Source organism: Pseudoalteromonas sp. TAP-3C (genome assembly GCF_059888565.1).
Window position 1 is genome coordinate 86739 of sequence record NZ_CM187618.1, and the last position, 21560, is coordinate 108298.

A 21560-nucleotide genomic window follows, 5' to 3' on the forward strand; every position below is an offset into this window, starting at 1 on the left:
ATATTGGCGCCTATTGTTTAATAGGCGCCAAATAATAGTAATTAATTAGCCTCTGTTAACTGTTGATGTAACCAATCTTTTAATACCATTCTGCCGTGTTTTAGCTGCTGCATGGCTTCGTCATCAATAGGTGAGTCTTGTAGCTCAAGCACCCGAATTTCTTTATCTATTTTATTGTATTGCTTTGCTTTAGCTGCAAAAGTGGAGTTGCTCGCGTTGAGTTTAGAAATCGTTTGCGTGTAATCAGGAAAGTCTTTCGTTAATGAATGGTCTTCGCCTAACATAGTTTACTCCTTGTTTTTGCGTATTAAATACGCTGTTGCATAATACACATCACGTTATATAAAAACGGTCAGTGACTAGGGGGTTGCCCATACAATAGATCTTGGGCTGATTTAAGATAAATCAACCGCTGTTGATCATTAACGAGTCTATTTGTGCTTGCTAGATTGTAAAACACTGACACCTGTTAAGGCTTCAGTTAGAATATGCGGGTAACTATTACCTGCTAATTATTTGAGTGCTTAATTACATGCTTTTAATGATCGATAACTACGACTCGTTCACCTACAATTTAGTACAATATTTTCAGCGTTTAAACCAAGAGGTATTAGTTAAGCGCAACGACCAGATAACCTTGAGTGAGATTAAACAGTTAAACCCTGATCATATTGTGATTTCTCCTGGGCCTAAAAACCCGAGTGAAGCTGGGGTGTCGTTATCTGTGGTAGAGCAATTTAAAGGAGTTTATCCTATATTGGGTATTTGCTTGGGGCACCAAACTATTGCTCAGGCATTAGGAGGCAAAGTGGTGCGCGCTAAACAGGTCATGCATGGAAAAACGTCACCTATTTATCACCATCATCAAGGTATGTTCAAAGGGTTACCTAACCCGCTTACGGTGTGTCGTTATCATTCTTTAATTGTTGAAGCACACTCTCTACCTAAATCGTGTGAGGTAACAGCATGGACGCAAAGCATAGCTGGGCAACGTGATGAAATTATGGGACTATTGCATCAAGAGCTCGCGCTTGAAGGGGTACAGTTTCACCCCGAGGCTATTTTAACTGAGCAAGGGCTAGCTTTACTTAATAATTTTTTAACTCGCTTTTAGGTTTATTTTTTACTTCTTTGTGAAGGTACATCACTTATGACCGATAAATTGCAGCAACAGCGCATTGTTAAAGTATTAAATCAACGCTCGTATGATTTACTGTTGGGTCATAGTTTTGCTAATCAACAAATTGGCTTTATTCATACTTTAGACTTTAATGATGGCAAACCGTTAGAAAAACGCACTTTACTTGAAGTAGAAGCCGCCGCAGCGCAGCAGCGGCAACAAAAAAGTTCGGCGCATCAAAAGTTACAAGCGCAAACAAGTCAAAATTTGCACCGCACGATTGAATCGCTCATTACTAAACGGCTTGAGAATATTGATTCAGTTATCAAAGATACCATAGGCATAGACGATAATGTGTGTGCCATACTCGATATACTCGCCACTCGCGCGGCATCAGTTGGGCGTTTAGAGCCTTTGGTTAATAATTTAAGTTGGCTAGGTCGAGATTTAGTTACTTTAGTTAATTTACCTTTTTACCGTAAGCACCGTAGCAAAGATACGTCGGTAAAAGTAGATACCCCCGCTTTAGCACTGCGTTACATTGGCTTAAATAACTTACAACTCGTTGTGCCTACATTTGCAGTGCGCCATTGGATGCCGTTAAGTACCGAACCATTTTCACTATTAAAACGTCGCTTGAAAGATAATACGATGTCGTGTGCGCTTGCTGCGAAAAAAATAGCTGAGCTTAATGGTATTAATCCTATGCATGCATTTACATTGGGTATGTTATTCAATGTAGGGCAAATTGCTTTAGTGCGTTTGTACTTAAACGTGTTCGAACACGTTTGGCAAGGTAAAATAATGCGCGCACGTGATGAGGGAAATAAAAACCTGCACAATGTGTTGCTGGCACTTAAGCCTGAACCACTCTATTTGGCAACCATTCTCAATGAAAAATCGCTTGGGGTGAGTGCCAGAGTTATTGAAAAAATGGCCTTAAAGCATTTACCATTTAATACGGTTATGCAGCAGTTAAACAATGGCGTTAATAAAGGCGATACTTTGCTACCCTTGACACAGGTCATGTGTAAAGCTTATAGCTATTCCCAGTACTTAGGTTTAAAAGAACATCAACTCATTGAAGGTGATGAATTACAAAGCTGGTTTAACTACTATCAATTCACTAAAGTAGAACTTGATACTCTACAAACCACTAATTTTACAAATTTTGCGCTGCAAATTGATTAAATTTGTTAATTTTTTTGCGACTATTCATTCACTTTAATTCTACTTATTCACGTCTGCTTAGTTTATAAAGCCTATGCTTTTTTCGTTGTAGAAGCGCTTGCTAAGGTAAAAGTGGCTTAGTGTTGGCTATCAAATAGTTATTCACTATCTATGAAATAATATCTTAAGCCCTTTATTTTAAAGGGGTGCATGAAAGTTTTTTCAAGAGACATCCCCCTAAATTTCTGAAATAATGAGCGTCTGAAAATTGAACCACAACGTAGTTTTAGGCAAATATTAACTCATTCATTTTTGCCGACACATTTGGTTATTAGCAATAATCACTCCCTATTTTACTGCTTTGTGATGCACACAATTAAGAGGAAATAAAATGACAGTCAATCGCGAATTATTTGATCACGTAATGGTTCCTAACTACGCACCTTCAAGCGTAATTCCTGTTCGAGGCGAAGGTTCTCGTGTATGGGATCAACAAGGTAAAGAGTATATCGACTTTGCTGGTGGTATTGCCGTTAACTGTCTTGGCCATTGCCATCCTGCATTAGTGGGTGCATTAAAAGAGCAGGGCGAAAAAATTTGGCATCTAGCAAATGTAATGACCAATGAGCCAGCACTTCGCCTAGCTAAAAAAATGGTTGATGCGACGTTTGCAGAAAAAGTCTACTTTGCAAACTCAGGCGCAGAAGCAAATGAAGCAGCGCTTAAATTAGCGCGTCGGTTTGCGCTTGATAAATTTGGCGCAGAAAAATCACAAATTATCGCTTTTAATAAAGGTTTCCATGGGCGTACATTCTTCACTGTGACTGTGGGCGGCCAAGCGGCTTATTCAGATGGTTTTGGTCCTAAGCCTGGTGACATTGTTCATTGTGACTACAATGATCTTACGGCATTTGAAGCGCTTATTAACGATAATACCTGTGCGGTAATGATGGAGCCCATTCAAGGTGAAGGCGGTATTATTTCGCCCACAGATGAATTTGCTCAAGGCGTACGTGATTTATGTACTAAGCACAATGCATTGCTTATTTTTGATGAAGTACAATCAGGTGTTGGCCGTACGGGTGATCTTTACGCCTACCAAGGTTTAAATATAGTGCCTGATATTTTAACTTCAGCAAAAGCATTGGGTGGCGGTTTTCCTATTGGTGCTATGCTAACAACCACTGAGATTGCACAACACCTTAAAGTAGGTACACATGGTTCTACTTACGGCGGTAATCCACTCGCGTGTGCAGTTGCAGAAGCTGCATTTGATACCGTAAATACCCCAGAAGTGCTAGCAGGCGTTAAAGCAAAAGCGGCGTTATTTACTGAGCTACTTAATGCGATTAACGAAAAATACCATGTATTTAGTGAAATTCGTGGTCAGGGTTTGTTAATCGGTGCGGTAGTAAACAAGCAATACAAAGGCCGTGCTAAAGAGTTTTTAGTAGCCGGTACTGAGCATGGCTTAATGTCGCTGGTAGCAGGCGCTGATGTGGTTCGTTTTACACCTTCTTTAGTAATACCAGAAGCTGATATTCGCGAAGGCATGGCACGCTTTGAAAAAGCAGTCGCTCACGTTGTTAATGCGTAATTGCTGATTCAACGTCTTTAGGGGCAAACTTGGTTTTGCCCTGCCGTTTCTATTTACCGTTATATATAAGGGAGTAAGCGGATTCATGATGATCCTTCGCCCAATCCAAAAAAGTGATTATGCAGCTTTAGTAACTATCGCCGACGAGTCGGGACATGGCTTTACTTCTTTACCTAATAATGAAGCGTTATTACAAAAGAAGATTGCGCATTCAGTTAGCTCATTTACAAAAACGACCTCACAACCCGGTGATGAGGGATACTTATTTGTACTTGAGGACACTGACACTGGTGAAGTCGTCGGTACTTCAGGTATTGAAGCCGCTGTTGGCTTAGATGACGCATTTTATCATTACCATTTGAGTAAAGTGATTCACTCTTCGCGCACGCTAGATGTATATAAAGCGGTTGATATTCTCACCCTTTGTAACGACTATACCGGCGCTACAGAGCTGTGCACGTTATTTTTAAAAGACGGCTATCGCAAAAATTGTAATGGTAAATTGCTTTCAAAAGCACGCTTTATGTTTATAAAGCAACATCAGCAACGATTTGCACAAACGGTCATTGCTGAAATGCGCGGTGTATCTGACGAAAACGGCAGTAGTCCTTTTTGGCAGTGGTTAGAAGAGCACTTTTTCTCAATGGATTTTCCAACCGCAGATTATCTAACAGGAATAGGGCAAAAAGTATTTATTGCAGAGCTTATGCCTAAATACCCAATCTACGTAAATTTACTCAGTAAAGAAGCACAAGCGGTTATTGGTCAAGTGCATGACAATACCCGTCCTGCTATTGAGCTTTTAAAAAGTGAAGGCTTTACGTTTAACGGCTACGTTGACATTTTTGATGCCGGCCCAACGGTTGAAGCAAAAGTAGATAACATTGCCACAGTACGTAATGCACAAAACTTTAGTGTTGAAATTGGCGCCATGACAGGCGACACCATGGTGTTGCTCGCTAATGACAAGCTTGAAGATTTTAGAGCAACGGTTGCGCCTATGGCATTTGATTCACGCTCAGAACGACTCGTACTCACACAACAACTTGCCGATGCATTACATTTAAAATCGGGCGACTTTGTTACTGCTACCCCAGTTTAATTTAGGAGAAAGTATATGACTCATCCTGCACAATTTATTAATGGCCAATGGTCATCAGGTCAAGGCACAGAATTTAACTCAGTTAACCCTGCAAATAACGATGTTATTTGGCAGGCATCGGCCGCCAGCGCTGAGCAAGTAGACAGCGCTGTGGCATCAGCACGTGAAGCATTTTATAGCTGGGCTAATAAAAGCTTTAGCGATCGCTTAGAGATTGTAAAAACCTTTGCTGCAACGTTAAAAGAGCACAGCGAAGAGCTTGCTGTGGCGATAGCACAAGAAACGGGTAAACCGCTATGGGAAACACGCACCGAAGCGGGTGCTATGGTAGGTAAAATTGCCATTGCTGAAAAAGCTTTTTTAGAGCGCACTGGTGATGTTGAAAATGCCATGCCGCAAGGCCGTGCCATGATCCGCCACAAACCACACGGGGTTGTGGCTGTATTCGGTCCTTACAATTTCCCTGGGCACCTACCTAATGGCCATATTGTACCTGCACTTTTAGCCGGTAATACCGTGGTATTCAAACCGTCTGAACTCACACCTATGGTGGCTGAGCTAACCCTTAAATTATGGGAAAAAGCCGGTTTACCAGCAGGGGTTATTAACTTAGTGCAAGGTGAAGTAGAAACAGGTAAAGCATTGGCGTCACATAAAGGCATTGATGGTTTATTCTTCACGGGCTCTTCACGTACCGGTCATATTTTACATGAACAGTTTGCAGGCCAACCAGGTAAAATTTTAGCACTTGAAATGGGCGGTAATAATCCACTCATCGTGAAAGACGTAGAAGATACGCAAGCGGCAGTGCACGATATTGTGCAGTCAGCGTTTATCTCAAGCGGCCAACGTTGTACCTGTGCGCGTAAACTGTTTTTACCAACAGGTGCTAAAGGCGATGAAATTTTAGCGCGCTTAATTACTGCCACTAAAGCAATTAAAGTCGGTAATTACGATGATGTTGACCAACCATTTATGGGCGCTATGATCTCAACAGCCGCCGCCGCTGGTATGGTTAAAGCACAAAATGAGTTAAAGGCCATGGGGGGGAAGTGTTAGTTGAGCTTGAGCACACAGCAAATACTGGCTTTGTAACCCCCGGCATTATTGAGTGTACAACGATTAGTGATTTCCCAGATGAAGAGCACTTTGGTCCGCTTCTAAAAGTATTTCGTTTTGATGATTTTGACCAAGCAATTGATAAAGCAAACGACACCAGCTTTGGTTTATCAGCTGGCCTACTCAGTGATAATCAAGCCGATTACGATCATTTTTTACGTCGTATTCGTGCGGGTATTGTTAATTGGAACCGTCCTATTACAGGCGCATCAAGTGCAGCGCCGTTTGGTGGTATTGGTGCTTCAGGGAATCACAGAGCAAGCGCCTATTATGCCGCTGATTACTGTGCATACCCTGTTGCTTCAGTGGAACTTGAAAAAGTAACCATGCCAGCAACACTAAGCCCTGGCTTAAAAATCGATTAAGGCCCATCCTTAATTATTATAAAAGCAGCTTCGGCTGCTTTTTTTGTATGGCAATCTCACAAAGCTAGCAATTATCAGCGCTTTCTGCTTAAATTAAGCAATCAGTATTTGTGAGGTGAATAGATAATGGTTTTAAACAGGCAAGGGTACGATGATTTAATAATGTACCTAACTCAAAATTTAGCATTGTTTGAGAAACCAGGCGAAATAAAGCCAGGTGCACCTACAGTTATTGAATTAATTGAGGATGTTGTTGCCGAAAATGTGATGCGCATATGTCAGCAGCATACAGAATTAACAACCGAACAGCGAAGTGAAATTGTTCGCGAGGTTGACGGTATTGTTTACGATTTACAAGAAGTACTAAGCAGCGTTACTACTCATACTGTAACAGTTGAACAGCATGCCTTTATTGACGAGTTTGCTGGGTTAGTAAAAAACTTATTCGATAACGCCATTAATTAATATTCCCCCCCTTTAAAACCACGCTTTACTCGCAACTTTACTTTAGGTGCGCGAGTGTTTGCGTGTAACGAATACAAAAAACGATTGAGATAAAATAATGCAAGCAAATGTTAAATGGGTTGAAGGAAGTACTTTTATCGGGCGCTCTGATTCTAATCATAATGTAGTATTTGATACTGGGAGTGAGGGAGCAGCACCTAGCCCTATGGAAATGGTATTGATGTCAGTCGGTGGGTGTTCATCGGTTGATGTGGTGAGCATTTTAAAAAAAGCCAAGCAAAATTTCTCATCAGTAAATGTGCAATTAACTGCTGAACGGGCACAAACAGCACCTAAAGTATTTACAAAGATTAATTTACACTTTGTTGTAACAGGTAACAATGTGTCTGAAAAACACGTAGAGCGAGCAATTTCGCTTTCTGCAGAGAAGTATTGCTCAGTTGCATTAATGCTTGATAAAACAGTAGAAATTACGCACAGCCATGAAGTTGTTGAAGAACAGGGAAAATAACACTTTTTCCGTGAGTGAAATTCGTATAAAATCCGCGAACTTTTCATCTGCAGGTGCAGATTTCACTAATTTATAGGTTGGTTTATTATGAACAAACCCTTCGATAAACTTAAACTTCATGGCTTTAATAATTTAACCAAAAGCTTGAGCTTTAGTATTTACGATATTTGCTATGCAAAGACAGAGCAACAACGTAAAGAATATATTGAATATATCGATGAGCAGTATAGTGCAGATAGACTAACCGACATTTTAGGTGATGTGGTTGACATTATTGGTGCCAATATACTAAATATTGCACGTCAAGATTATGAGCCCCAAGGTGCCAGTGTTACTATTTTGGTTTCAGAAGAGCCTGTAGAAGAGCAGCAAAATTATGATGCTGACGAAGCGCCGGGCCCGTTACCTGACTCTGTGGTTGCACACTTAGATAAAAGCCACATTTGTGTTCATACATACCCTGAAGCACACCCTGATGATGGTATTTGTACTTTTCGCGCCGATATTGAAGTATCAACCTGCGGGATTATTTCACCGCTAAAGGCATTAAATTTTTTAATCCATAGTTTAGAGTCTGATGTGGTCACCATTGACTACCGCGTGCGTGGTTTTACCCGTGATATAAACGGCGTTAAACATTACATAGACCATGCAATTAACTCGATTCAAAACTTCATGACAGAAGATACCAAAGAAGCGTACCAAATGATGGACGTGAACGTGTATCAAGAAAACCTATTTCATACCAAAATGATGTTAAAAGAAACCGACTTAAATACCTATTTATTTGGTTTATCTACTGATGATTTGTCAGATGGTGAAGAAGAAGAAATTCGCTCAAAACTAACGCGTGAAATGCAAGAAATATTCTACGGTCGTAATCTGCCCGATACAGAATAATAACAACGCATTAAATAAAAATGGCGCTCACTGAGCGCCATTTTTGTATCTTAAAAGCCCAGCAAAATGCGCTGGGCTTGTTTACTCAATACGGCTTAGCTAAGCATGCTGTACAGTAACGCACACACAGCTAACAAACCAACCGCCAGTACAAATAAGGTACTTAAACGGTTACGGTATTTTTGTAAGCTAGGCACTTTGTAAACTGCAATCATGGGCATAATGAATAAAATCATCGCGATGATTGGCCCTGATAACTGATCCATCATATCCAGTATGCTTGGGTTTTTAACCGCACAAAACCAAATAGCAAAAAACATCAGTACCGCACCCACTTTGTCAGCCACTTTAGGACTCATGCGTGAGTGTTTTGTGACTAATCCGGTAAAGCTTTCGCGTGCTCCTAAAAAGTGACCTAAAAACGACGACATAATAGCAATAAAGGCAACCAAAGGTCCCAGCGTTGCAATAAACGAGTTATCGGTAATATTAGCTAAGTAAGATAGCACAGAGACGTTTGCCGCTTTAGCTTCTGCCATTTGGTCACCGGTAAGCGATAACACGCATGAGAATACAAATAACAAAACAAAGGTAATGAGTAATAAGCTAGTGCGCTTTAAAATCGTCTCTGACTTAGTGGTGGCTATATTGCCGTAGTGACTGCGTTGTTTATTAACAAAACTTGAAATAGCCGCTGCATGGCTAAACGAAAATACAATAATAGGAATTGATAACCACAGTGTTTTGCTAAAGCTACCTAGCTCAGGCAAGGTGGTATCTGGCATTTGCCAGCTTGGGATTAAATACAGCGATAAAAAGAATAATATACCTACTAACGGATACACTAAAATAGCAAAGGCGCGCAGCATTAAGCGTTCACCGCCCATCATTAAGCCAATCATTAGCGCCACTAATATACCCGATAAAGCAACGCGGGAGGGCGACTCCATTGCTAGTTGATTAACCATAAAGCTGTCTACCGTGTTGGTTAAACCGACACCATAAATTAGCAAAATAGGAAAAATTGATAAAAAGTACAACAAGGAGATCAGCCGACCCGCATTGACGCCAAAGTGTTCTTCTACCACATCGGTAAAATCAGCCTCTTTATTTTTTGACGATAATACAAAACGCGCCAAGCCACGGTGGGCTAAAAAGGTCATCGGAAAGGCTAAACACGCCATAATAATCAGCGGCCAAAAACCACCAATACCAATGTTAATCGGTAAGAATAAAATACCCGCACCTACAGCGGTGCCAAAAAGACTCAGTGTCCACTGCGTATCGTGCAGATTCCATTTTGATTTAGACGTGTGTGCGTCGTGTGCTGGTGCATTTGAAAGCGTTGCACCTTGAGATGTTGTCATGTGTGTGTATCCATTATTTATCATAATAATTGCGCCGAAGAATATAGCTTTTAACCATACATTTCATGTGTTTTTATGTCGTGGATATAAATTTGTTGTAGCGTATTAGTTACTGACTGTCACGAATATGAAACAGTGTTTAAAAGATGAGCAATTAGTGCAGGAATATGCCGCGTGATGAATGATTAATAATCACTTTTGATAGGATTTTGAAAGGGATGAAGTGTTTATATGTATTCATTTAAATGAAAGTAGATGTTGGGTTTCGTTTCACTCAACCCAACCTACGGTGTTTAAATTGTCATTGAACTGCTCGCGACGCTAAGCCCGTAGCCCGTAGGTATTCGTTGTGTTCCGCTTCACTCAACCCAACCTACGGTGTTTACATTGTCATTAAGCTGCCCGCGACTCTAAGCCCGTAGCCCGTAGGTATTCGTTGGGTTTCGCTTCACTCAACCCAACCTACGATATTTAAATTGTCATTAAGCTGCCCGCGACGCTAAGCCCATAGCTCGTAATTTAAGTATTCATTGGGTTTCGCTTCACTCAACCCAACTTACGGTGTTTAAATTGCCATTGAGCTGCTCGCGACTCTAAGCCCGTAGCCCGCAACTCTTAGCTTTTACTCTTCTAAAGCCGAAACAATAAAATACGGGTTCAAGTATTTATTTTTAGTGTTATAAATAAGCGGGCTGCCGTCGAGTTTAGTGACTTTTGCACCGGCTATTTCGGCAATGGCGTGGCCTGCGCCGGTATCCCATTCGCAGGTTGGGCCTAGGCGTGGATAAATATCGGCGCTGCCTTCGGCGACTAAACACAGTTTAAGTGAGCTGCCTTTAGATACCATTTCCACCTTATCAAAGCGTTTTACAAATTCAGCTAGGTCAGGAGAGGGGTGTGAGCGGCTACCGACTACACGAATAAGGCCTTTGTTAGGCTTGGTGGTGACTTTAAGCTCGATGCGCTCATCGCCCCTGTCTTTAAAAGCACCAATGGCCTCAGCTGCAATATACGATACACCCAGTGCAGGGGCATCAACCACGGCTAAAATCGGTTTGCCATTTTCGATTAGGGCAATATTAACAGTAAACTCGCCGTTCTTTTTTATAAATTCTTTGGTGCCATCGATTGGGTCAACTAGCCAGTAGCTTTTCCAGGTTTGGCGTACATCCCAGCCTATATCGGCACTTTCTTCGCTAAGCACAGGGATATCGGGAGTGAGCTTTTTTAGCCCTGCGCTAATAATTTTATGAGCTGCTAAGTCGGCGTCGGTTACCGGGCTTTCGTCGGCTTTGTATTCAACGTTAAAGTCTTTGTTGTAAATACCCATAATCGCGCTACCCGCTTTGCGGGCAAGAATAAGGGTTTCTTCTAGCAGTTCAGTTTGATTCATTAGCTGGGCCTATAGTATATGCTGGTGTTTTAGATACGTTATCAGTTGAGCTACCGATTGGTCTAGGGTGTTTTTACTGGTATCTAAAATTATTTCAGGATTAACCGGTGGCTGATAGGTTGAATCAATTCCGGTAAAGTGTTTAATTTCACCGGCGCGCGCCTTTTTGTATAAGCCTTTTGGGTCGCGACTTTCGCACACCTCAAGCGGGGTATCGATGAATACTTCGATAAACTCACCCGCATCAACTAACTCACGAACCATGTCGCGTTCAGCTTTAAAAGGAGATATAAACGCAGTAAGGACTAACAAACCAGCGTCTACCATGAGCTTGGCTGTTTCGCCTACGCGGCGGATATTTTCAACGCGATCGGCATCGCTAAAGCCCAAATCTTTACATAAACCATGGCGCACATTGTCACCATCTAATAAATAGGTATGGGCACCTTGCTGATTGAGTGCCGCTTCTAATGCGTTGGCAACGGTGCTTTTACCTGAGCCAGAAAAACCAGTAAACCATATAATAGCGCTCTTATGTTTTTTTTGCTCGCTACGCTGTATTTTAGTGGTGGCGTAATTATGCCAAACAATATTGTTGTCCATTTGCAGTGTCTCTTTATGCTATAAGCGCTGGCATTAAAACGGAAATACCAGCGGGATCAAAGTCAGTACGGTAATTGAATAAACAATTGAAAGGGGAAGCCCCATCATCACATAGTCTTTTAATCGATAGTTACCTGCGCTATACACCATTAAGTTGGTTTGATAACCAAACGGTGAAATAAAACTAGCTGAAGCACCAAATGCTACCGCCATAATAAACGGCAGCGGCTCAACGTTAAAACCTATCGCTAATGAATAAGCCACCGGAAACGACAGCGCTGCTGCTGCATTATTAGTAATGAGCTCTGTAAATAACACCGTCATTAAAAAGATAGCGATAAATGCGCCATAGGGACCAAAATCACCCAATACATAAAATAATCCGTCAGATATTTGCCCCGCAAGACCGGTACTTATCATTAACTTAGCTAAACCTATGGCGCTGCCTACCACGGCAAGTAACTCAATAGGAAAGCGGCGTTTTATTTCACTGAGCTTAATAGTACCACACAGCATCAGGCCAATAAGTAACACTAATAAGCCTTTAACCAGCGGTACGGCGCCTAAAATACTTAACCCCAGCACACCGGCAAAACTTAACAATACAATATTTGATTGCTTTGCACCCAGATGAGTTTGTAAATCAAGCCCTGAAATATACACAAATTCGCGCTTTAAGTTAGTTAAGTCATAAAAGCTTTTACCTGGTGCGAGGATTAATGAATCACCCGCTTGTAAGCGCACTTGGCCAAGCCCGCCTTGCAAGCGGTCATGCCCTCGACGAATAGCAATAACGGCCGCATGAAATTGCTCTCTAAAGCGGGCCTCTTTTACTGTTTTACCAATTAATTTAGACGACTGACTAACGACCACTTCAACGAGGTGTTCTATGTCTTTTTCATGTTTGTCGTGTACCACTTTTAAGCCATCAAAACGAGTAAGCAAAGGCACCGACTTTATATCGCCTACAAATAGCAGTATGTCATCTTGTTGAAGAATATGTTGAGGTGTCACGGCGCAAATGCGCTTGCCATCGCGAATAATTTCAGCCAAAAACAAGTCTTTTAAATCGCGTAAACCGTTCTCTTCTACAGTGCGGTTTATTAGTTTAGAGCCGGTTTGCACTTTCCCTTCTAGATAAAAAGGCACCACTTCATGGCTGTTTTTACCGTTGTCGGGCAGGCATTTTAGCATCACTAAAATAGTGATTAAGCCCACACTGAGTGCGCCCAAACCCACTAAGGTAAAATCGAAAAACCCCAATGGTGCCATCCCCGCATCTACTGCGAAGCCGTTAACAATTAAGTTAGTAGAGGTACCGATGAGGGTTATCGTGCCGCCTAAAATAGCGGTGTACGATAAAGGTAGCAGCAGCTTTGAAGGGGAGTGGTTTGGGTTATCTTTTATGGCGGTAATTAACGAGGCAACCACTGCGGTGTTGTTAGTAAAGGAAGACAAAAAAGCCGTAGAAAGCCCAAGCTTAGTGACTGATTTAACTAAACTGCCACTGGATAACGATTTGGCTAAGCGTTGAATGAGCGTGGTTTTTTCTATCGCTATCGACACTAAAATTAATAACACCAGGGTGATTAATGACGGGTTAGTATAATTAACCAGCATGTTTTCTAAATCAATTAATCCTGTTAGGTAGCTGGTGCCTATGGCACTGACAAATAGCCACGCTGGATTAATGCGGGTGCCAAAAAGGCACCCGACTAAAAGCAACATAATGCCTGTTAAAATGAGCTGTTCTACCATGCTTTAAATGTTCCTAACAGGCGTTCATTAAACGTTATAGCTTTGAAATATCAAGCGCTTGCCAATGTGGAAAATGCTTGCGTACGAGGGCATTAAACTCAACTTCAAAGTCGCTAAATTGTCCTGCATTCTCTTCACTTTGCAGTACTTGCTCAATCATTCCTGCAGCCACCGTTAAGTTTGATAAACGGTCAATCAGAATAAACGAACCGGTTTCATGATTATGATGGTACTGATCGGCTAAAATAGTCTCGGTCAGCTCCAGTGTCACAATCGCAATTTCATTTAACTGTAATGAATTTGCACTGCCATGCTCTAGGGTGTTTACATCAATGGTATGATCAATTTTAGTGATTATAGCCGAGGTGTTTTTGCTGCCTAGTTTTAGGTTATAGCTTTTACCTAACATTAATGGCGATTCGTGCATCCACACAATTTTAGCTTGCAGTTTGTTGGTTACTTGGGCTTGCGAGTTTGCCGGTACAATCACATCACCTCGGCTGATATCTATCTCAGTATTAAGAGTAACCGTAATTGCTTGGCCCGCTTCTGCGGTATCAAGGTTGCCATCAAAAGTAACAATCTCTTTAATATTGGAGGTTTTACCTGAAGGTAATACTTTTATTTCATCGCCAACGCGTAATTTGCCCGATGTAAGCGTGCCTTGAAAACCACGAAAGTTTAAATTAGGGCGTACCACATACTGCACAGGCAAACGCGCTTCAAAGCCGGTATCAATTTCAGCGGCAGGTGAGTCTTCTAATAGCTCAAGCAATGGTTTGTCGGTGTAATAAGGCGTGTGCGCAGAGCGGGTTACTACATTATCGCCTTTAAGCGCTGACATAGGCACAAACTTAATATTTGTTACGCTAAGTTGCTCGGCAAATTTTAAATAATCGGCTTTAATTTTCTCATAAACGGTTTCGTCAAAATCAACAATATCCATTTTGTTTACCGCAACCACAAACTGTTTAATGCCTAATGAGTCACAAATAAAGCTATGGCGTTTAGTTTGTACTTGTACGCCATAACGGGCATCCACCAAAATAATCGCTACATCACTGGTTGATGCACCCGTTACCATGTTACGGGTGTACTGCTCATGCCCTGGGGTGTCGGCAATAATAAACTTACGTTTAGCGGTTGAGAAATAACGGTACGCTACGTCAATGGTTATACCTTGCTCACGCTCAGCTTGTAGGCCATCAACTAACAGTGCTAAATCAAGCTCCTCACCAGCATTACCCACTTTTTCGTTATCTTTATGCAGTGCCGCTAGCTGATCTTCATAAATTTGGTGGCTGTCGTGCAGCAAGCGACCAATCAGGGTTGATTTACCATCATCAACGCTGCCGCACGTTAGCATGCGTAATAAGCTCTTATCTTGTTGACGTGTTAGGTAAGCGTCTATACCAATTTCTTTTACTTCGTTAAATGTATCGTTATTTAGTTTAGACATTAGAAATACCCCTCACGTTTTTTCTTCTCCATTGACCCTGCTGAGTCATGATCAATCACCCGACCTTCACGTTCAGATGACGATGATAGCAGCATTTCTTCAATAATTTCTGTCAGGCTACTGGCTGTTGATTCAACCGCGCCAGTGAGTGGGTAACAGCCTAAGGTTCTAAAGCGAACCGATTTCATTTGCGGTACTTCACCTTCATTAAGCGGCATACGCTCGTCATCTACCATGATTAGAGTACCATTGCGTTCTACAACTGGGCGCTCTTTAGCAAGGTAAAGTGGCACCATTTCAATATTTTCTTGATAAATGTATTGCCAAATATCCAGTTCAGTCCAGTTAGACAGTGGAAACACACGAATGCTTTCCCCCGGGTTTACTTGGCTGTTATAAGTATTCCAAAGCTCTGGGCGTTGGTTTTTAGGATCCCAGCGATGGTGTTTATCGCGAAATGAGTACACACGCTCTTTAGCACGGGATTTTTCTTCATCTCGGCGAGCCCCCCAAAAGCGGCATCAAAACCGTATTTATTAAGCGCTTGTTTTAATCCTTGGGTTTTCATGATGTCAGTATGCTTAGCTGATCCGTGAGTAAAGGGGCCGACACCCATTGCTATCCCTTCTGGATTTTTGTGTACAATCAGGTCAAAGCCATATTCTTTGGCTAAACGGTCGCGAAATTCAATCATTTCCCGAAACTTCCAATTAGTGTCTACATGCAATAACGGGAACGGAATTTTTGCAGGGTAAAATGCTTTACGTGCTAAATGTAAAAGTACCGATGAGTCTTTACCGATTGAGTAAAGCATTACTGGGTTCTCAAACTCAGCGGCGACTTCGCGCATGATTTTGATACTTTCAGCTTCAAGTTGCTGAAGGTGAGTTAAAGCCATTGTTGGTCGTCCTACTAAAATGATTAAATTAAAATTTGTTAAATTACGCCACGTCTGTGAGCGGTTGAGCAAAGCTACTTATTTGTGCTTTTTCACCAAACCAATGCAACTCTTTATGCAGCGAAACCACTTCACCAATAATGAGTAATGCCGGTGAAATAATATCATACTGATCAATTAGCTGCGCTAGCTGGCTTAACTGCCCAGTAACCACGCGTTGATTTTTACGGGTACCGTTTTCAATAATTGCCACGGGTGTGGTTGCTTCTCGTCCATGTTTTAATAGCTCGGCTTGAATATGCGGCGATTTAATCACGCCCATATAAATAGCCAATGTTTGGTTTGGTTTTGCAAGTGATTGCCAATCCAACTCTTGCCCTTCTTTTTTGCAGTGGCCGGTAATAAACTGAATGGCTTGGGCATGGTCGCGATGAGTGAGTGGAATACCCGCATAAGCGCTACATCCAGCCGCTGCCGTTATACCCGGTACAATCTGGTAGTTCACGTGATTGGCTGCCAGCACTTGTACTTCTTCACCACCACGGCCATAAATAAATGGGTCGCCCCCTTTGATACGGCATACTTTTTTACCTTGTTTAGCAAAGTCGACCAGCATCTGATTGGTATCTTCTTGGGCAACACTATGATCGCCTAAGCGTTTACCTACACAGACTAAATCAGCATCGCGGCGAACTAATTCCATGATTTCATCAGATACTAAGTAATCATATACCACCACGTCTGCTTGTTGCATTAGTTGCAAAGCTTTTAGTGTGAGCAGTTCAGGATCGCCAGGACCGGCACCTACAATATATACTTCGCCTTCAGGTTCAACTTTGGCATCTAGCATTTGCTCGAGTTGTTGCTGCGCACCTTGGGTATCACCGGTTTGAACTTTGCTAACAACCGATGAATCAAATACGCCTTCCCAAAATTGACGACGATCGGCAAAGTGCTTAAAACGTTGTTTTACTTTATCGCGAAAGCCCCCAACTAAATTAGCGAGTGGACCAATATGTTGCGGAATGAGTGTCTCTAGCTTTTCTCGTAAACGTCTTGCTAGCACTGGCGCCGTACCTGCACTTGAGATTGCAATGGTAATAGGGTTGCGATCAACAATAGAAGGAAAAATAAAGGTACATTTGGGCTGATCGTCCACCACGTTTACAAACACATTACGCGCATTAGCAAGCTCAAACACGGTATTATTAACTGCATCATTATCGGTGGCAGCAATAATCAACATTTTGCCATCAAGGTGTGACTCTTCAAAATAAGCGTCTATGAGCGTCACTTCATTGTTGTGCGCATGTTCTTTTAATTCATCGCAAAACCAAGGGGCGACGAGCGTTACGGCAGCACGTGCTTTTAAAAATGCACGACATTTTCGCAAGGCAACCTCTCCACCGCCAACTACCAATACGGGCTTGTTGTCGAGTTTGGTAAAGATAGGTAAATATTGCACTGAATAACGCCCCTAAAAAGATAATAACGTGTTTAACTGATAGGCAGAATATAGCGGCTATTGAGAAGTAAAAAATAATTAAATCTTAGTTGATATACTCAAAAGTTATATTAAACGTGTTTTTTAGGTCTAAATCGTATTTATTAAGGGGGAAAGTGATGTTTAGTATAAAAAACCCGCTTATAGTGTTTGGTTATGAGCTATAGCGAGTTTAAGCTATGATGCATATATAGTTTAAGGTCACACAATTTCATGGGCATAAAATGACAAATAATACTCAAAACGCCACGCTAGTTGTTAGCTTAATGGACTTAACCAGTTTAAACACTGATGATAGTCAAGCTAGTATTAACGCATTAGTAAACAGTATAAACCCAAAGCTAGGCACACCGGCAGCGGTTTGTGTGTTTAGTGAATTTGTTGATGATGCAAAAATTGCACTCGCTAATCGTTTATTAAGCCATGTAAAAGTGGCCACAGTCACTAATTTTCCCTCTGGTGATGCGCCACTCAATGAAGTACTTAATGAAACGTTAGTAGCCATAGAGCGCGGGGCGGATGAAATTGACTTAGTTATTCCTTATAAAGCGCTTTTAAAAGGTGAAGCAGATACCGTGCTGGAATACGTAAGCGAAAGTAAGAAGGTATGTGGTAGTCGCGCTAAACTTAAGGTTATTATTGAAAGTGGCGAGCTAAAAACGCCGGCATTGATCGCACAAGCAACCGAACTTGCGATTCAAGGTGGCGCTGATTTTGTAAAAACCAGTACCGGTAAAGTTGCGGTTAACGCCACCCTTGAAGCAACTGAAATCATGCTTAAAATTATTAAAGAATCGTCAAAGCTGGTTGGTTTTAAGGCTGCAGGTGGAGTAAAAACAACAACAGACGCAAATGCTTATTTACAGCTGGCAACTAAGATCATGGGGGATGATTATTTATCACCGGGTACGTTTAGGTTGGGCGCTTCAAGTTTGTTAAACGATGTTTATAAGGTATTGAATGAAACGCAGCAGTGATGTTGAAAAACAACAACTAGAGCATGATGCAACAAAGTTGTTTTTACGATGTTATGAGCAGCAAACGGGGATTCATATGCGCCATATTTGGCACAATGAACCGAATAGACCCGATGTAAGCTGTTATCAAGGAAATCAGCAGCTTGATATAGAAGTAGCGCATTTATATGCCAGTGAAACGGAAGCCATGGCCGTGTTAGGCCGGCCACTGTCGATACAAATGCAGCGTGATTTAGCTGATATGGCGCAACAACCAAATGAACACAGATTACAATCTGCATTAGCGCGCTTACTAAAACAAAAAGTAACTAAACGTTATTACTCAAAACGTACATGGTTGTTAATTCGTAACGCCAGTACTATTTGGCATAAGAGTGACTTTGAAGCGGCAATTAAAAAAGTAGGCTTTCCAAATACCCATCAATTTGAACAAATTTGGCTATTATGTGATTTTTATCGTGGTGAGTTATTGCGAGTAGATTAAAAGCACGTTCTCATTAAAATACGTGCAAGTAAGTGCTGAGGGTAAAATATATCTGATTATCAGATTGATAAATTTATCAACGACGAAGATTTTAAGTTATGGGGGCCTTTTTGCTCTTGTGTTAATGAATTGCGTAAGTATAATAGGCATCCACTTTGCAGGGGCGTAGTTCCAATTGGTAGAACAGCGGTCTCCAAAACCGACGGTTGGGAGTTCGAATCTCTCCGCCCCTGCCAATTTTTTTAAAAAGTGATTAAAGTCTAGAACTAAAAATCGGTTTAGGTAAGCTTGTTTTTAAGTTTAGATTTTAAAGGATTAACCCTGTCGACGTGCAGGGTTGTTGTGTCTGTAGTTAAGGTAATAATATTATGAGCACGAATATAGAAACGCCATCGAGTGCGATGGAGTCAGTAAAGTGGTTAGTAGCAATTGCGCTACTTGCAGGCGCAGTCGTTGGTAACCATATGTTTGCAGATCAGTCTGTATTACTACGTGCTATTGGCGTTGTGGTTGCTATAGCAGCGGGTTTAGCTATTGCTTCGCAAACCTTTAAGGGGCGTACTTTTCTTGCGTTTGCAAAAGAAGCGCGTATTGAAGTACGCAAAGTGGTATGGCCAACGCGTCAAGAAACAACGCACACGACATTAATTGTAATGGTTGCAACAGTGATTATGGCACTTATCCTTTGGGGATTAGATGGCATTTTATTCCGCGCTGTAGGCTTTTTAACTGGATTGGAGATCTGATCCCATGTCGGATGAGAATAACGAAAAGAAACTACGTTGGTACGTAGTACAGGCTTTCTCAGGTTATGAGAAGCGTGTTGCTCAAACATTATTAGAGCACATTAGAATCAAAGGCCTGGAAGATAGCTTTGGTGAAGTGTTAGTGCCTACAGAGGAAGTTGTTGAGATGCGTGCGGGTCAAAAGCGTAAATCTGAGCGTAAATTCTTCCCAGGTTATGTGCTAGTACAAATGGATATGAACGATGCAAGCTGGCACTTAGTCAATAGCACTGAACGTGTTATGGGCTTTATTGGTGGTACGTCTGATCGTCCAGCCCCTATCAGCACCAAAGAAGCAGACCGTATTCTTAACCGCTTACAAGAAAATGCAGAAGCACCAAAACCTGCAACATTATTTGAGCCCGGTGAAGTGGTTCGTGTTACTGATGGTCCATTTGCTGACTTTAGCGGTGTAGTGGAAGAAGTTGATTACGAAAAAAGCCGTGTTAAAGTATCGGTGCTTATTTTTGGTCGTTCTACACCGGTCGAGCTTGAGTTTGGTCAGGTTGAGCAAGATAGGTAATTGATTTAACGCATTGTGTTAAAAGTTTTTTTAATTTTTGGCGCGAAGCTTGAAAAAAGCCGCTGATTAACTTATAATCAGCGGCCTTTTTGTATTCAGGGAAAACGTTTGTTTAACTGCTTACTAAAAAGTGAGAAACCAATTTTTAAACTGGGAAGCCGCTAGAGTACGCGTCCTCGCGCGCACAAGGCTAAGACCCACCTAATGAGGTATTTATAATGGCTAAGAAAGTTGAAGCTCTAATCAAGCTACAAGTTGCTGCTGGTATGGCTAACCCTAGTCCTCCAGTAGGTCCAGCACTAGGTCAACACGGTGTAAACATCATGGAATTCTGTAAAGCGTTCAACGCACGTACAGAGTCTATCGAAAAAGGCGCTCCAGTTCCTGTAGTGATCTCTGTTTACGGCGACCGTTCATTTACGTTCGACATGAAAACGCCACCGGCTGCTTACTTACTTAAGAAAGCTGCAGGTATCAAATCTGGTTCAGGCCGTCCTAACACTGAAAAAGTAGGCACAGTAACTCGTGCTCAACTTGAAGAAATCGTTGAGACAAAGAAACCAGACCTTACAGCTTCTGATTTAGAAGCTGCGGTTCGCACTATCGCAGGTTCTGCGCGTGCGATGGGCTTGAACGTAGAGGACTAAGATAATGGCTAAATTAACTAAACGTATGCGTACTATCCGCGAAAAAGTGGAAACGACTAAAGATTACGAAATCAGCGAAGCAGTTGCTCTTTTAAAAGAACTAGCAACAGCTAAATTCGTAGAAAGTGTTGACGTTGCTGTTAACCTTGGTATCGATGCTCGTAAATCTGACCAAAATGTTCGTGGCGCAACAGTATTGCCAAACGGTACTGGTCGTGACGTGCGTGTTGCTGTATTCACACAAGGTGCTAACGCAGAAGCTGCAAAAGAAGCCGGTGCTGAATTAGTAGGCATGGAAGATCTTGCTGATCTTGTTAAAAAAGGCGAGATGAACTTTGACGTTGTTGTTGCATCACCAGACGCTATGCGTGTTGTTGGTCAACTAGGTCAAATCTTAGGCCCACGTGGTCTAATGCCAAACCCTAAAACGGGTACTGTGACACCTAATGTTGCAGAAGCAGTTAAAAATGCGAAAGCAGGTCAAGTGCGTTACCGCAATGACAAAAATGGTATCATCCACACTACGATTGGTAAGGTTGATTTCACTGCTGAGCAGTTACAACAAAACCTTGAAGCTCTTATTGTTGCGCTTAAGAAGGCTAAACCTTCACAAGCAAAAGGTGTTTACTTGAAAAAAGTAACTATCTCTACAACAATGGGCGCAGGTGTTTCTGTTGACCAAGGCACTTTAAGCACAGTTGTTGCTTAATTAAGTGTTTACATGGCGTGAAATTTGTACTATAATTTCGCGCCATTTTGTTGATTAATTTAATTAGTCGCAAAGTAAAGAATTCGGGTTGAAGTTCATAATTT

Annotated in this window: 20 protein-coding genes, 1 tRNA gene and 2 pseudogenes; 15 read left to right on the plus strand and 8 right to left on the minus strand. The window is 41.7% G+C overall.

The features are described from left to right. Window positions 1–41: 41 nt before the first annotated feature. Window positions 42–284: an HP1242/YdcH family protein gene (locus AC6H44_RS00415; RefSeq protein WP_500736804.1), complete on the minus strand. Its 243-nt coding sequence runs from the start codon at window positions 282–284 to the stop codon at window positions 42–44. Between the two features lie 248 nt (window positions 285–532). On the opposite strand from AC6H44_RS00415, the gene AC6H44_RS00420 reads away from it, so the two are divergent. The 8 genes and pseudogenes from AC6H44_RS00420 (at window position 533) to speD (ending at window position 8349) form a co-directional block, all read left to right on the plus strand. Beyond that, window positions 533–1114: an anthranilate synthase component II gene (locus AC6H44_RS00420; RefSeq protein WP_500736805.1), complete on the plus strand. Its 582-nt coding sequence runs from the start codon at window positions 533–535 to the stop codon at window positions 1112–1114. Window positions 1115–1150: 36 nt separating this feature from the next. Further along, window positions 1151–2311: an HDOD domain-containing protein gene (locus AC6H44_RS00425; protein WP_500736807.1), complete on the plus strand. Its 1161-nt coding sequence runs from the start codon at window positions 1151–1153 to the stop codon at window positions 2309–2311. Between the two features lie 370 nt (window positions 2312–2681). Then, a complete protein-coding gene (locus tag AC6H44_RS00430; RefSeq protein WP_500736809.1) occupies window positions 2682–3887 on the plus strand; it encodes an aspartate aminotransferase family protein in 1206 nt (401 codons plus the stop codon). A gap of 85 nt (window positions 3888–3972) precedes the next feature. Beyond that, window positions 3973–4989 (plus strand): arginine N-succinyltransferase, encoded by a 1017-nt coding sequence (gene astA / locus AC6H44_RS00435; protein ID WP_500736811.1) that lies wholly within the window; start codon window positions 3973–3975, stop codon window positions 4987–4989. Window positions 4990–5004: 15 nt separating this feature from the next. Continuing rightward, a pseudogene (gene astD, locus AC6H44_RS00440) lies at window positions 5005–6473 on the plus strand (succinylglutamate-semialdehyde dehydrogenase). A gap of 126 nt (window positions 6474–6599) precedes the next feature. Beyond that, window positions 6600–6938, plus strand: a complete 339-nt coding sequence (locus AC6H44_RS00445; RefSeq protein ID WP_500736812.1) for a DUF3802 family protein — start codon at window positions 6600–6602, stop codon at window positions 6936–6938. A 97-nt stretch (window positions 6939–7035) separates the two neighbouring features. Beyond that, entirely contained in the window at window positions 7036–7449 is a 414-nt protein-coding gene (locus AC6H44_RS00450; RefSeq protein ID WP_500736813.1) for an OsmC family protein, read from the plus strand. Between the two features lie 87 nt (window positions 7450–7536). Further along, the gene (gene speD / locus AC6H44_RS00455; protein WP_500736814.1) at window positions 7537–8349 is read left to right on the plus strand and encodes an adenosylmethionine decarboxylase; all 813 of its coding nucleotides are present in this window, start codon (window positions 7537–7539) and stop codon (window positions 8347–8349) included. A 95-nt stretch (window positions 8350–8444) separates the two neighbouring features. Here the strand turns inward: speD and AC6H44_RS00460 are convergent, their stop codons facing one another. From AC6H44_RS00460 to cysG, 7 genes and pseudogenes are all read right to left on the minus strand, one after another. Beyond that, window positions 8445–9716: an aromatic amino acid transport family protein gene (locus tag AC6H44_RS00460; RefSeq protein WP_500736815.1), complete on the minus strand. Its 1272-nt coding sequence runs from the start codon at window positions 9714–9716 to the stop codon at window positions 8445–8447. Between the two features lie 622 nt (window positions 9717–10338). Further along, on the minus strand, window positions 10339–11109 hold the full coding sequence (gene cysQ, locus AC6H44_RS00465) for a 3'(2'),5'-bisphosphate nucleotidase CysQ (RefSeq protein ID WP_500736817.1): 771 nt from the start codon (window positions 11107–11109) through the stop codon (window positions 10339–10341). Between the two features lie 9 nt (window positions 11110–11118). Continuing rightward, entirely contained in the window at window positions 11119–11712 is a 594-nt protein-coding gene (cysC, locus tag AC6H44_RS00470; RefSeq protein WP_500736818.1) for an adenylyl-sulfate kinase, read from the minus strand. Window positions 11713–11745: 33 nt separating this feature from the next. Continuing rightward, window positions 11746–13470 carry an SLC13 family permease gene (locus AC6H44_RS00475; RefSeq protein ID WP_500736819.1) on the minus strand — a complete coding sequence of 575 codons (1725 nt, stop codon included), beginning with the start codon at window positions 13468–13470 and terminating at the stop codon, window positions 11746–11748. Window positions 13471–13504: 34 nt separating this feature from the next. Next, window positions 13505–14929 carry a sulfate adenylyltransferase subunit CysN gene (cysN, locus tag AC6H44_RS00480; protein ID WP_500736820.1) on the minus strand — a complete coding sequence of 475 codons (1425 nt, stop codon included), beginning with the start codon at window positions 14927–14929 and terminating at the stop codon, window positions 13505–13507. Continuing rightward, a pseudogene (gene cysD, locus AC6H44_RS00485) lies at window positions 14929–15827 on the minus strand (sulfate adenylyltransferase subunit CysD). The gene cysN and the pseudogene cysD overlap by 1 nt, the downstream one beginning before the upstream one ends. Window positions 15828–15870: 43 nt before the next feature. Beyond that, complete coding sequence (cysG, locus tag AC6H44_RS00490) at window positions 15871–17292, minus strand: siroheme synthase CysG (RefSeq protein WP_500736821.1); 1422 nt, start codon at window positions 17290–17292, stop codon at window positions 15871–15873. A 263-nt stretch (window positions 17293–17555) separates the two neighbouring features. Here cysG and deoC point away from each other — a divergent pair, with 263 nt between their 5' ends. The 7 genes from deoC to rplA all read left to right on the plus strand — a co-directional run bounded on the left by deoC (window position 17556) and on the right by rplA (window position 21456). Then, on the plus strand, window positions 17556–18308 hold the full coding sequence (deoC, locus tag AC6H44_RS00495) for a deoxyribose-phosphate aldolase (RefSeq protein ID WP_500736823.1): 753 nt from the start codon (window positions 17556–17558) through the stop codon (window positions 18306–18308). Next, on the plus strand, window positions 18292–18792 hold the full coding sequence (locus AC6H44_RS00500) for a hypothetical protein (protein ID WP_500736824.1): 501 nt from the start codon (window positions 18292–18294) through the stop codon (window positions 18790–18792). Before deoC ends, AC6H44_RS00500 begins: the two co-directional genes overlap by 17 nt. Before the next feature lie 159 nt (window positions 18793–18951). Continuing rightward, window positions 18952–19028: transfer RNA gene (locus AC6H44_RS00505), tRNA-Trp, on the plus strand. A gap of 132 nt (window positions 19029–19160) precedes the next feature. Then, window positions 19161–19538, plus strand: a complete 378-nt coding sequence (gene secE / locus AC6H44_RS00510; RefSeq protein ID WP_500736826.1) for a preprotein translocase subunit SecE — start codon at window positions 19161–19163, stop codon at window positions 19536–19538. Window positions 19539–19542: 4 nt separating this feature from the next. Continuing rightward, window positions 19543–20100: a transcription termination/antitermination protein NusG gene (gene nusG, locus AC6H44_RS00515; RefSeq protein WP_500736827.1), complete on the plus strand. Its 558-nt coding sequence runs from the start codon at window positions 19543–19545 to the stop codon at window positions 20098–20100. Between the two features lie 218 nt (window positions 20101–20318). Next, window positions 20319–20747, plus strand: coding sequence for a 50S ribosomal protein L11 (gene rplK / locus AC6H44_RS00520; RefSeq protein WP_008108462.1), 429 nt, complete (start codon window positions 20319–20321; stop codon window positions 20745–20747). Between the two features lie 4 nt (window positions 20748–20751). Next, window positions 20752–21456 (plus strand): 50S ribosomal protein L1, encoded by a 705-nt coding sequence (gene rplA, locus AC6H44_RS00525; protein WP_500736828.1) that lies wholly within the window; start codon window positions 20752–20754, stop codon window positions 21454–21456. Window positions 21457–21560 lie beyond the last annotated feature (104 nt).